The organism is Snodgrassella sp. (assembly GCF_024103505.1).
Classification (GTDB): Bacteria; Pseudomonadota; Gammaproteobacteria; order Burkholderiales; family Neisseriaceae; genus Snodgrassella; species Snodgrassella communis.
Genome location: NZ_JAGGIJ010000005.1, coordinates 138,360 through 151,451 on the forward strand (window position 1 = coordinate 138,360; position 13,092 = coordinate 151,451).

Below are 13,092 nucleotides of genomic sequence, written 5' to 3' on the forward strand. Positions count from 1 at the left end.
TTTAACCTGTATTAAACAACAATTATCAAAATTTATAGAATTTCTTGACCTTTAACATTGTATAAGCAAAAAAGTAGTTACATTTGATAAGTAAGCGAAAACTTCTATGATTTATATACAGATATCAGATTAATTACCATCTTTGCTGAGTGAATAGCAGCCTGTTGCAAAAACTGATCAAAACTGATTGAAGCATCAGCATCACCATTATCTGAAATAGCACGGATAATCACAAACGGGACATTGAGCTGATGGCAGGTTTGTGCAATTGCAGCTGCTTCCATTTCCACGGCTACTACATCTGCAAACTTTTCTTTAATAAAACGATTTTGTTCAGCAGTGCCGATAAACTGATCGCCACTGACAATTAAACCAGTATAGATTTCGGCACCAGAAAAAACTTGTGCAGCCTGTCTGGCTGCATCAATAAGATACTGGTTTGCAAAAAATCTTGGCGGCAATTGTGGTACCTGACCATGCTCATAACCAAAAACAGTCACATCAACATCATGATGAGCTACCTCATTGCCAACCACTACATCGCCAATCTGCATACCCGTTTTCAGACCGCCGGCACTGCCCGTATTTATGACATAATCAGGAGCAAACCTTTCAATGAGAATAGAAGTCGTGAGCGCAGCATTGACCTTACCTATACCACTGAGGGCAAGTATCACCTGCACCCCGTTAATTTCACCCTGATGAAAATGTACAGCACCAGCCACACTATCCTGCCGCTTATCCAGCTGTTCAAGTAAATAGTCCAGTTCCGGCTGCATTGCAGCAATAATTGCCATTAAAGGTTTATGCATAATCCAGTCTTTATGATATTTGCTCACAAAGTAGAATAGCATAAATTAATTACACAAACCACAATATTACAAATGCATATTTTTATACATAAGATGACGTAAAGAAATGACAGACAATATTATGGTTACTAAACAGACAGAATTAAAATAAAGATAGCTGTGACTGTTTTTTAGCTAACTGAACCAAAGCAGTGCCTAATCCACTGCGCCGCTGCTGGTTATTTTTTATGCCTTGTGCCAGTTGTTTGGCTGTCCCACAAAAAGTGAACTGCTGTCTGGCACGGGTCAGAGCCGTATACAAAAGGGAGCGATTAAACAGAGAATCTTCCGCCGCTGCCTGCGCCTGAGGAGCCAGTAACCAGATACAATCGTATTCAGAACCTTGACTTTTGTGCACTGTAATCGCAAATGCAGCTTCATGCTGAGGTAAACGACTAAGAGAAATAGCACGATAGCTTGCACCATCAGCAAAATAGGCAAGTAGATGGCCTGAATTATCCTGATCTGGCAGAACGACACCAATATCACCATTAAACAAACCAACACCATAATCATTCTGGGTAATCAGAATTGGCAGACCCGCAAACCAGCTATCTGTATTCAGATGCAGCTGCATGCGTAAATAACGCCGGTACTGCTGATTAAATGCCTCTGCATCTGCACGCCACGCTGTCAATACCATGATATCTGTCAGATGGCTGAAAACCGCTGTCATATCATTTTCAGCCACTGCCTGCCACCACACTTGCTGCTGTGAATATAGATCGCGGCTCAATCGCTGCAAATCAGCCTGTCGCAGCTGCAACTGTTTCGGAAAACTGGTTATAGCATTTAGTGCCGCACCATCATCACCATTGATACATGCCGTTGCCAGCGCACCAATACCCTGCGTAGCGTCAAAGCGATAACTGTGACTCAAAGTAGCAACGTGTGCAGCCATATTGGCATCGTCACGGGAAGGTGGTAAAGACTGATCTGGCAATAGTGCTGTAAGTTGCCGTTTCAGCACGGGCGACAATACCGTTGGCTGAGATAATTCAGCTAGCACATTGCCGGCACCAACTGCTGGCAACTGATTGGCATCTCCGAGCAAGATCAGACGCACATCAGCTTTTAACGCACGTAACAGTGCCCGAAACAGCGATAAATCCAGCATAGAAGATTCATCAACCACCAGAATATCAACTGGCAACGGATGTTCAGCATCATATGGACCCGTTAACAACGGAGGTTGTAACTGTAGTAACCGGTGCACCGTCTGACCTGTTAAACATCCCAATAATTGCATACGGCTGTCCGGCAGTGGCAATTTATTCAGCGCACGCTGTAAAGCAGTAGCCATATGAGCTGCCGCCTTGCCGGTAGGTGCTACCAGCGCAATCTTCGGCGGACGCGATAGTGACCAAGCATGCTTGAGTAATAAGCTCAGAATCTTAGCAACCGTGGTTGTTTTACCTGTACCCGGCCCGCCATTAATCACCACAAAATGCTGGATTAAAGCCAGTGCAGCGGCAAAGCGCTGCTGAGCACTATCTGCCTCCGGAAACCATTCAGCCAGATCGGCAGCCACAGCAGCTTCATTTACGCTTGCTGGCGCGATATTGGCCAGTTGCCACAAACGCTCAGCAATATCCAGCTCAAGCTGCCACATTCGTCCGAAAAATAAATGATTGTTCTGCAAAATAAACGGCGTGTAAGCTCCAGCTGCACCAACCAAAATACCACAGCTGCGGATTGCGGCCAGATATTCACGAGGTACAGTAATATAACTGTCTCCCCGATTAAAAGCCCATAACAATGCATCAGCCCATGGCTGCATAACAGTCCACTCAGCGTGTGCAGCCGCGCCAAGCACTCGAGTCATTGCCTGTAGTGCCGGATGAGTGGCCGGTACAGAATCCTCTACCTGATCGACATTATCAACCATGATTACAAATACAATTTCTCTGATTCAATCAGCAGAGAATGATAATAATCTGCCGTCTTTTACCGTTAAAATATCATCAAAGCGGCTGGCCAGCTCTTCATCATGTGTCACCACAACCAGACTGGTATCAAGTTCACGCTGTAAATCCAGCATTATATCCAGTACATTACCAGCATTTTTCCGATCCAAATTACCAGTTGGTTCATCGGCCAGTATACAGGCGGGATGAGTAACCATAGCCCGAGCAATCGCAGCCCGTTGCCGTTCTCCGCCAGACAGCTCACTCGGCCGATGAGCCATACGCTGGCTTAATCCCACTTTATCCAGCATTGCTTTCGCCTGCTCTTCAGCCTGAGCTTTGGACATGTGCCCTATCAGTAGAGGCATCATCACGTTTTCCAGTGCCGAAAACTCCGGTAATAAATGGTGAAATTGATAAACAAAGCCTAAATATTGATTACGCAACTGACCTACGGCTTTCTGACTTAGCTGAGTTATATCCTGCCCCATCAGACGAATTGTGCCACCACTAGGCGTATCCAGCCCCCCAAGCAGATGCAGCAAAGTTGATTTTCCGCTACCTGAAGCACCCACAATACTGATACTTTGGCCACGCCTAACATTAAAATGCAAATCCTCCAGCACCGATACCTGTAAATGCCCATCATCATAGGTTTTACTGACATGTTCGCATTCAATAACGTATTCATAATTATTCATAGCGCAAAGCCTCTGCCGGTTGCATTTTAGCTGCACGCCAGCTTGGATACAGAGTGGCTACAAAAGCCAGCAACAAAGAAATCACAGCAATCATAAAAACGTCAGAAAATTTGACATCTGTAGGCAGATAACTCACAAAATAAATCTGTGACGGAACCAGATGTTTACCGGTCAGATGCTCAAAAAAAGCAACGATTCGACCAACACTTAATCCGAGTGATACTCCGAAAAGCACCCCGAAAAAAGTACCGAGAAATCCTGCTATTGCCCCCTGTATCATAAAAATGCGCATTACGCCTGCAGGAGAGAGTCCGAGTGTGCGCAATATAGCAATATCAGCCTGTTTCTCAGTCACAGCCATCACTAAAGAAGACACCAGATTAAAAGCGGCTACAGCGATAATCAGCAACAGAATAATGAACATTATGCGTTTTTCCATCTGCACCGCATCAAAATAGCTGCGATTTTGAAAAGTCCAGTCGCGAATCCAGATCTCATTCTGTAAATTTGCCGGTATAAATTTCTGAATTATAAAAGGTGCGTTCTGCGGATCAGCTAGCTTCAGGCGTAAACCGCTCACATTATTACCTAAACGGTACAATTTTTGTGCATCAGTAATATGAGTTAAGGCAAGGGTATTATCCACCTCATAAATCTTGGTTTTAATCACCCCTACCAAAGTAAACTGTTTTAAACGCGGCACCATACCGGCGGGTGTCACATTGCCATCGGGCGTGATGACGGTAATTTTGTCGCCAATATTGGCACCAAGCCCATTAGCGAGGTCTTTACCCAAAAGAATACCAAACTCCCCCGGTTTAAGAGCAGCAAAACCATTTTTAGGCATTCCCTCCCCATAATCGGCAACATTGCCTTCCTGTGCCGGATCAATCCCGCGAATTTGCACGCCACGCACTTCACCGGCATTGGCCAATAATGCCTGATCGGCGACATACGGCGCTGACCCCAGCACTTGAGGATTACCTTTTACCAGCTTCTGTAAATCCTGCCAGTGCTTATCGAGACTGTTTTCATAAAATCCCATTTCAGCATGAGGAGCCACACTGAGTAACTGATTACGGATTTCTTTTTGAAAACCATTCATCACCGACAATACAACGATTAATGTTGCCACCCCAAGTGCGATCCCAACGATAGAAACCACAGTGATGAATGACATAAACCCGTTGCGTTTCTTGGCACGTAAATAGCGTAAGCCAATCCAAGTTTCCAGAGATGCCATGAGTACAATATTTCAATAGAAAAAACAGATTGTACCCGAGCGTGACAAACAACGTCATGTTTATGACTCACTATGTTATTGTTAATTTTTGCAAACAAGATAAGCACAAACTTGCAGCCGACAATAAAAAATAATTCCACGCAACACCTAAAACCATTTAACCATCTGAAATTAATATTTTTTAACATCTAGATCAATACTTGGAAATTTTAAAACAAGTGCTGATATCCTTAAATGTAGCAACAATATTTCTGATTATTTAATTTCGCCAAACACCTCAAAGCTGGACGTGAAAGCAGGCAAAGCCTACTACAGGTGCAATACTCGTCAGGATTCGTTGGCTGTTGCGCACCAGAATTCAATACCAGTGAAGATTTTGTCAGGAAGCACTCACAAAAAATCACACATATATTTGATTTACAAACAATAAAAAGCATTTAATTTACCATATTTAATCAATCATATTTGATGCGTATCAATACAATAAATTAAATTCAGACTGAAGTAATATTTATACCTTTTGTCCAATAGATAACCCCTTATATTTTGCGCTACCATGCGCACATTCCTTATTTTTCACTTACTTTTGATTAACTGGCTTTGAATATGACTAATCCATCTTCTCCCCTGTTTAATCCAATAACCCTACCCAATGGTGTTGTATTAAAAAATCGTTTGGTGATGGCACCAATGACTACCTGCTGTGGTTTTTATGATGGTAGCGTTACTGATAACCTGATTAATTATTATCGGGAACGCTCTGGCAGCATTGGCACGGTCATTGTTGAATGTGGCTATGTAGATGCACTGGGTCCTGCTTTTCCCGGCGCAATAGGTATTCACAACGATGACTGCATTGAAGGTTTAAGTCTTCTGGCCGCAGCTATAAAAGAACGTGGATCCAAAGCAGTTATACAAATCTATCATGGTGGACGCATGGTTGAGCCCCAACTAATCGGCGGTCAGACACCTATAGGCCCTAGCGCCATCGCTATTCCAAGGCCGAATGCAACCGTACCGGTAGCCATGACAGCTGGCGAAGTTGAAGACATGATTGGCAAGTTTGGCGAAGCAACACGGCGCGCAATTGCCGCAGGTTTTGATGGCATTGAAATTCACGGTGCCAACACTTATCTGATTCAGCAATTTTTCTCTCCCCATGCCAATCAGCGTCAGGATAAATGGGGCGGTAGTCGCGAAAATCGTATCCGCTTCCCGCTAGCAGTGCTGGAAATCAGCCGGCAGATGGCACAGAAACATGCTACTAACGAATTTATTATTGGTTACCGGTTCTCACCAGAAGAACTCGAAGTACCGGGCATTACCTTTGAAGACTCTTTATTCCTGCTGGATAAACTGGCTCAAGTCGGTCTTGACTATGTCCATTTCTCCATGGCCGCAACATTACGCTCTTCCATTATTGACACCAGTAGCAAAACTCCATTAATTGACAAATACATGCAGCTTCGTTCTACAACGCTGGCTAAAATTCCGGTTATTGGCGTAGGTAATGTCGTAAACAGGGCTGATGCAGAAACCGCAATGGCACATGGCTATGATCTGGTCGCTGCCGGACGAGCTTGCGTCGCTTATCCAGACTGGGCTGAACGTATTCAGAATCAGAATGATTTACAGCTATCTATAAACAGCGACCAGCGTGCAAAGCTATCCATACCAGAACCCCTATGGCGCTTTCCTCTTATTTACAGTATGGTACGTGAAATCAATACGAAAAAATTCCATGCCGGTAGTTATCAGCAAACTGTCAATGATGATTATGACAATACATTCGTTATAAATGTTGAACTGGGACAGGATTTTATTAAAGATCTGTCACTGGTAAATGCCGAACAACTGGATCACGTATCTGTACGTAATTTTAATGAAATCAAAGAACGCATTCTGGCAGCCAACAGCCCTTATGTGGATGCAATCAGTGGTGCCACTTCTCAATGTGATGCATTTAAAAAAGCAGTTACCAAAGCCATATCTACCTCCTATAAAGTAGCCACTATTGTCGAAGGCGGTGATGCTGATGACAAATCCTGTGATGTCGTTGTAGTGGGAAGTGGTGGTGCCGGCTTGGCCGCAGCAATAGAAGCACATGATAAAGGTGCCTCAGTTATTATAGTTGAAAAAATGCCGATTACCGGTGGCAATACCAACAAAGCCTCAGCAGGCATGAATGCAGCAGAAACCCGTTTTCAGCAACAGGCTGGAATTATTGACCATAAAGAATGGTTCTATAATGAAACCCTTAAAGGCGGTAAAAACAAAAATAATCCGCAATTACTACATTACTTTGTCGAACATGCTCCGGCTGCAATAGACTGGTTGGATGAAAAAGGAATTCAGTTAAATAATTTAACCACTACCGGTGGCATGAGTGTGGATCGTACCCATCGCCCCAGCAGTGGTGCAGCCGTTGGTGGTTTTTTGATTAGTGGATTGCTTAAAAACATCAATGATCGCGGCATTGAAGTTATGCTTGATACCTCTGTTACCGATATTGAAATGAAAGATGGGCGCGTCAATGCAGTCATGGTGTGCGATGAAGAAGGCACAGAACAACGCATCAGCACCAAAGCAGTAATTGTTGCTACTGGTGGCTTTGGTGCCAATGCTCAGATGGTTACGCATTACCGGCCTGACTTGGCTGATTTTGTCACTACCAATCATAAAGGTGCAACTGGTTCAGGTATTGCTTTATTACAAAAAATCGGTGCCGGCACTGTCGATATGAATGAAATACAGATTCACCCTACGGTAGAACAAAACACAGCCTATCTGATCTCAGAATCTATTCGCGGCGGTGGCGCCATTCTAATATCGCAGCAAGGTAAACGCTTTGTCAATGAACTGGATACACGCGACAAAGTTTCCAATAGCATTATTGCCCTGCCCGAGCATTATGCCTACATATTGTTTGATGAACAAATTTGTACCCAAAACAAAGCAGCAGAAACCTATATCGGCAAAGGGCTTGCTGTACAGGCAGCTACACTAGCAGAACTAGCAGATAAACTAGCCATTGATCCCGAAAGTCTTATCAACACAGTAGAACGCTATAACCAATATGTAAAACAGCAACACGATGAAGATTTTGGACGTACTACCGGCATGCGTCACCCACTAAATCAGCCATCTTTTTACGCCATCCAGATTGCGCCAGGTATTCACCACACCATGGGAGGTATTACCATTAACACCAATACAGAAGTGTTGGATACCAATGCACAGATTATTAAAGGTGCCTATGCTGCAGGTGAAGTGGCCGGAGGCATACATGGTGGCAACCGTATTGGTGGCAATGCCATTGCTGATATCATCATTTTTGGTATTCAGGCTGGTGATCAAGCTGCCGCTTATGCTAAAAAGCATTAATTATTAATAAATAGCTCATCACCATGACTGGTTCATATTATACCTATAGCCAAAAGCTCATGGGTACGACTGTCTCACTTCAACTGTATGTCGAAAACCCGGCAGCAGTAAGCGCTGTTTTCAATACCATTGAGGCACTGGAAACACGACTAACGGTGAACAGGGAACATTCAGAGGTGATGAGCATTAATCATGCTGCCGGCAAGCACCCGGTAACAGTAAGTAAACTGGTATTTGACTTAATTCAACAGGCTAAAGCAGCCAGTCTGCTGCCATACAGCCGCTTTAACCTTGCTATCGGCCCGATAGTCAAACTGTGGAAAATCGGCTTCAATGGACATAGCATTCCTCCCGCTGATGAAATAACACACCGATTAAGCTTGACTAGTCCGCATCTGATTGAGCTGGATCAGACAAACCATTCAGTATATCTGGCCAAAGCCGGTATGGAAATAGATTTGGGCGCCATTGCCAAAGGCTATATTGCCGATATTACCAAACTAGTATTAGCCCAATATAACATTCATCAGGCCATCATCAATTGTGGCGGCAATGTATTAACTATTGGCAGCTCACCACTTAGCTCAAGCCAAGAATGGCATATCGGTTTGAAACGTCCTTTTGCCGCAGCAAACAGCTTACTGGGCATATTGCATGTTCAAAACAAATCAGTGGTCACTTCTGGCATTTATGAGCGTTATTTTATTTTCAATGAACAGCTTTATCACCACATTATCGACCCATTTACCGGCTATCCACTAGATAACGAACTGCAAAGTGTCACCATCATTTCAGACAATTCATTAACAGGAGATATTTATTCCACCATACTGTTTGGTTTTGGTGTCAGACATGGATTGAATGAATTGGAAAAACATAAAAATATGGGGGCAATATTCGTAACAAAAGATCAGAAAATTTTTATCAAATCCAATCAGCATTTCCAGTTTGAATTACTGGCAGATGATTATGAACTTTGCCAATCACTCATACCAGCATAGATATCATAAACTATTTTTAGTTTCCCGAATTGGCCACCATTATCAGTATAGTCATAGCAGCAGATAACCTGCTTATTACATCAACATTTGTTCCAGCACCATAACCAACCGTTGCTGTTGCTCCTGCGTTCCTACACTGATCCGGAGAAAATTACTGATTCGTTCTTGCTGAAAATGGCGCACAACCACACCATGTTGCCGTAGAAAACCAGCAATCTGGATTGCTTCTTTACGACTATGGCGTGCAAATACAAAATTTGCCTCAGAAGACAAAACTTCAAACTCAAGCCGCTGCAATTGCGCCACTAGCCAGATGCGGTTTTCAATCACTTTGGCACAGGTAATGCGGAAATAATCATCATCGGTAAATGCAGCAATAGCCGCTGCCTGAGCTACTCGATCAAGCGGATAGGAATTAAAACTATTTTTAACCCGTTCCAAGCCTTCAATCAAATCAGTATGCCCCATTGCTAGACCAATTCTCATCCCAGCCAGCGAACGGGATTTAGACAACGTCTGCACCACCAACAAATTAGGGTAATCATCAATCAGCCTAATTGCAGACTCACCACCGAAATCAATATAAGCCTCATCCACCAGCACCACACAATCAGGATTTGCCCGCAATATCTGCTCAACCTGAGTCAGTGGCAAAATACAGCCAGTCGGCGCATTCGGATTTGGAAAAATCACCCCTGCCCGGGCTCCACAATAATCGGCGGGATTAATAGCAAAATGCACATTCAGCGGCACATAACAGGCTTCAACATCATATAACTGGCAATACACCGGGTAAAAACTATAGCTGATATCTGGCAACAACAATTGCTGTTTACCTTGAAAAAAAGCAGCAAACGCATGTGCCAGCACTTCATCTGAACCATTTCCCACAAAAACCTGCTGTTTGTGCAAACCATAATAGTCAGCGATCGTCTGCTTTAACTTTTCCGCATTCGGATCCGGATATAAACGTAAATTATCATTAATTGCTTCCTGCATTGCGGCCAAAACCTTCGGCGATGGCGGAAATGGGTTTTCATTAGTATTGAGCTTAACCAGATTGGTTAGTTTAGGCTGTTCCCCTGGTACATAAGGCTGCAAGCATTTAGTTTTCTCACTCCAAAACTTACTCATTTCTCCCTCCTAAATGAATAAAATAAATATTCAGTATAAAGTATTCATATCTGACTGCCTGTTCCTGTAACAATGAACACAATAGCTTATACCATCACAGATTCATTCAGATATTTATGCTCTATCAATAAAGACTCAGCATCACTAGTACTAAACTGCTCAGGCAACAAATATTCCAGTTTTTTGGCCATCAGCGTCAAACATGCCTGTTCACTTAAACCACAGACAAACAACATCTTACCCTGTTGATGCAATTCGCGCGCCAAAGCTTGTAAGTGAATAAATACAGTAACATCCACATGACAACCAGCGCTCACATCCAGATACACATTTTGAACATCCAATGTACTAACCAAATCATGACAGTGCCGTAACTGTGTACTAACATTAGCAAATAGCAAAACTTGAGGCAAAATGACAAAAGCATCATGGGTAAAAATCTGAACGTCAGGCACTAATATTGGACAAGCATGCAAACGGAACGAATGCCAGCACGTTACTATTAACCCCAATGAAATAACTAGCCATAAACCAGCATATATACCAAACAAAATAATCAGAAAAGCAGAACCACACAACCACAGCAAATCACACCACTGCCGATAATATAAACGTAATTCACGCCAGTTAATTTGTACACAGATTATATATAGTGCAATAACCGCAAGCACAGGTAAAGGCACATAAGTCCACCATGACCAGCAATAAATCAAGGCCAACAACCACAGCGTTGCTAGCAAAGTATTCAAGTTGATTTTCACTGCCTGATCAGCCTCGAATCCCAGACTGACTACCATACCGCCAGTCACCGCAGCCAATATATTGGCAAAGCCTACCAAGCCAGTACCACGCTGGTATCGATCGGGTAGATACTGGCAAATCTCCATATAAATTAACAATGCTATTGTGGCACTTAAAAAAGCCAGCAATGGCCAGTCAGCCTGTATCGGATGCAGCACAGACCCTAACTGCCAGCTTTGCTGAACAGGTGTGGCAATCCCGATAAGTGAAAACGGCCATATATAACTGAGAATCCACACCAGCAGCAGCACCCACAAAGCCTTGGGTTGAGATTTACTTCTCCAAAGTATCAGTAAGGCAAAAGATATTCCTGCCAGAACCACACTTGGCCAGTTCCAGTTGTGCCAATTAACCAGAACTATCCAAAGTTCCAACCATGAACTATTATTGGCAGGAACACCAAGAATAACCGGCGCCAGCATAACTATTAAAGTCAAAACAATACCAGCACTGATACCATGCCACACCGGACGGGCAATCCAGCTCAAACAATGTCGAGGTAACAATACAGCCAGTAATAATAGCCAGATACCCGTAAACAAAGTCAGCATACTGGCCACAGCAACCCGTTCGGATACCGCTCCGGCATAATAAGCCAGTGATGCCATAAGCATTAATGCCGAAAATGGCGACGGTGTTAGTAAAATCTTCTCACGACCACAGAAAAGCATACAGCACAGCAACGCACACACAACACTGGCAAGAGCCATTGATGTGGGTAGCCCAGCAATACCGGCACACGCCAGAGCCATTGGTAATATATACCCAAGCGATATCCAGCTATTTGAAAATCTTATTAACCGAGACAATTTTGTGCCCATCAATTTCAAAGAATTATCTTTTTGCTCATATCAACAGAGCTCATTTAATACAGTTGAGTACAAATTTTGAGTATTATTTTGCAGACGAAGATGAAGAGATTGCGCTGTTTGCCATGCCTGTTCAGAATCTTCAGCCAAAACCGTAAAATGTCCCATCTTACGTCCTGGGCGAACCAGCTTTTTGCCGTACAAATGCAAAGAGGCAGTACTGTGATTAAGCACAGTACACCAGTCTGGTTCGCTGTCTGCCGGCCATATATCCCCCAGAATATTAGCCATACAGCAAGGCTGTAATAAATCAGTAGCAGCCGGAGGCAAACCACACATCAGCCTTACCTGCTGCTGAAACTGGTCAGAACTACAGGCATCTAAAGTATAATGGCCAGAATTATGTGGCCGGGGTGCAACTTCATTGATAATTAACTGCATTTCACTGCCTACAACAAACATCTCTACTGCCAAAACCCCTTTATAATTCATAGTATGAGCCAATTTTAAAGCCATGTATTCAGCCTGCTGCAATACAGACTGTGGCAACCTGGCCGGTACCAGAGAGTAAGCCAGAATACCATTTTCATGTTGATTTTCTGCCGGAGGAAAACATGCAACTTGCTGCTCGTTCAGACGCGCAACAACAACAGATATTTCAGCGCGCAAATCTACCTTTTTTTCCAGTACACAACGCACATTCTGCAATTGCATAAAAGCCGCACGTAACTCGCCAATAGTGCCTACTACTATCTGCCCTTTACCATCATAGCCCAAAGTAGCTGTCTTCAAGATACCGGGCAATAACACTTCCAGATGGTTATCAATATCAGAATCGTTGCAGATAATCGCAAACGGTACCGTAGCCAACCCAGCTCTAGTAATCCACTCTTTCTCTTCTTGCCTATCCTGTGCAATAGCCACACAATCGCCAGACGGTGAAACCTGTGTAAATTTTGCCAACCAGCGCATTGAATCAGCACTTACATTTTCAAATTCAGTTGTCACGGCCGCACATCTGGTCATATTCTGCAAAGCAACAGCATCATCAAATGCTGCACATATATGTACATCTGCGTACTGTGCTGCCGGAGCATTCATATCAGGATCCAACACCATTACCTGATACCCCATTGTTTTAGCTGCAACAGTAAACATTGCACCCAGTTGTCCACCACCCAGAATTCCAAGCATTGCCGGAGGCAGAATACAGGAAGAAGAAAAAGACATAGTGGTATACAGTTACCTTACCTAAAATTAT

General features: G+C 43.5%; 9 protein-coding genes. 2 read left to right on the plus strand and 7 right to left on the minus strand.

Annotation, left to right across the window (positions count from 1 at the left end):
• Positions 1–104: 104 nt before the first annotated feature.
• The 4 genes from J6578_RS06805 to J6578_RS06820 all read right to left on the minus strand — a co-directional run bounded on the left by J6578_RS06805 (position 105) and on the right by J6578_RS06820 (position 4,702).
• Positions 105–812: a 5'-methylthioadenosine/adenosylhomocysteine nucleosidase gene (locus tag J6578_RS06805; RefSeq protein ID WP_100150543.1), complete on the minus strand. Its 708-nt coding sequence runs from the start codon at positions 810–812 to the stop codon at positions 105–107.
• Between the two features lie 142 nt (positions 813–954).
• On the minus strand, positions 955–2,739 hold the full coding sequence (recD, locus tag J6578_RS06810) for an exodeoxyribonuclease V subunit alpha (RefSeq protein WP_287954174.1): 1,785 nt from the start codon (positions 2,737–2,739) through the stop codon (positions 955–957).
• 24 nt (positions 2,740–2,763) lie between these two features.
• Positions 2,764–3,459 carry a lipoprotein-releasing ABC transporter ATP-binding protein LolD gene (gene lolD / locus J6578_RS06815; protein ID WP_287954175.1) on the minus strand — a complete coding sequence of 232 codons (696 nt, stop codon included), beginning with the start codon at positions 3,457–3,459 and terminating at the stop codon, positions 2,764–2,766.
• Entirely contained in the window at positions 3,452–4,702 is a 1,251-nt protein-coding gene (locus J6578_RS06820) for a lipoprotein-releasing ABC transporter permease subunit (RefSeq protein WP_287952472.1), read from the minus strand. Before J6578_RS06820 ends, lolD begins: the two co-directional genes overlap by 8 nt.
• Before the next feature lie 606 nt (positions 4,703–5,308).
• On the opposite strand from J6578_RS06820, the gene J6578_RS06825 reads away from it, so the two are divergent.
• Positions 5,309–8,086: a flavocytochrome c gene (locus J6578_RS06825; protein ID WP_287954176.1), complete on the plus strand. Its 2,778-nt coding sequence runs from the start codon at positions 5,309–5,311 to the stop codon at positions 8,084–8,086.
• A gap of 23 nt (positions 8,087–8,109) precedes the next feature.
• Positions 8,110–9,087 carry an FAD:protein FMN transferase gene (locus J6578_RS06830; RefSeq protein ID WP_287954177.1) on the plus strand — a complete coding sequence of 326 codons (978 nt, stop codon included), beginning with the start codon at positions 8,110–8,112 and terminating at the stop codon, positions 9,085–9,087.
• A 75-nt stretch (positions 9,088–9,162) separates the two neighbouring features.
• Here J6578_RS06830 and hisC read toward each other — a convergent pair whose 3' ends face one another.
• The 3 genes from hisC to J6578_RS06845 form a co-directional block, all read right to left on the minus strand.
• On the minus strand, positions 9,163–10,221 hold the full coding sequence (gene hisC, locus J6578_RS06835) for a histidinol-phosphate transaminase (protein WP_287954178.1): 1,059 nt from the start codon (positions 10,219–10,221) through the stop codon (positions 9,163–9,165).
• A gap of 86 nt (positions 10,222–10,307) precedes the next feature.
• Entirely contained in the window at positions 10,308–11,774 is a 1,467-nt protein-coding gene (locus J6578_RS06840; protein ID WP_287954179.1) for a SulP family inorganic anion transporter, read from the minus strand.
• Positions 11,775–11,873: 99 nt separating this feature from the next.
• Entirely contained in the window at positions 11,874–13,061 is a 1,188-nt protein-coding gene (locus J6578_RS06845) for a 5-(carboxyamino)imidazole ribonucleotide synthase (RefSeq protein ID WP_287954180.1), read from the minus strand.
• Between the last annotated feature and the right edge of the window lie 31 nt (positions 13,062–13,092).

Bases quoted from the DNA above. Each gene is read 5' to 3' on its own strand.
- J6578_RS06805 (WP_100150543.1), bottom strand. From the start codon at position 812: ATGCATAAACCTTTAATGGCAATTATTGCTGCAATGCAGCCGGAACTG.
- recD (WP_287954174.1), bottom strand. From the start codon at position 2,739: ATGGTTGATAATGTCGATCAGGTAGAGGATTCTGTACCGGCCACTCAT.
- lolD (WP_287954175.1), bottom strand. From the start codon at position 3,459: ATGAATAATTATGAATACGTTATTGAATGCGAACATGTCAGTAAAACC.
- J6578_RS06820 (WP_287952472.1), bottom strand. From the start codon at position 4,702: ATGGCATCTCTGGAAACTTGGATTGGCTTACGCTATTTACGTGCCAAG.
- J6578_RS06825 (WP_287954176.1), top strand. From the start codon at position 5,309: ATGACTAATCCATCTTCTCCCCTGTTTAATCCAATAACCCTACCCAAT.
- J6578_RS06830 (WP_287954177.1), top strand. From the start codon at position 8,110: ATGACTGGTTCATATTATACCTATAGCCAAAAGCTCATGGGTACGACT.
- hisC (WP_287954178.1), bottom strand. From the start codon at position 10,221: ATGAGTAAGTTTTGGAGTGAGAAAACTAAATGCTTGCAGCCTTATGTA.
- J6578_RS06840 (WP_287954179.1), bottom strand. From the start codon at position 11,774: ATGGCTCTGGCGTGTGCCGGTATTGCTGGGCTACCCACATCAATGGCT.
- J6578_RS06845 (WP_287954180.1), bottom strand. From the start codon at position 13,061: ATGTCTTTTTCTTCTTCCTGTATTCTGCCTCCGGCAATGCTTGGAATT.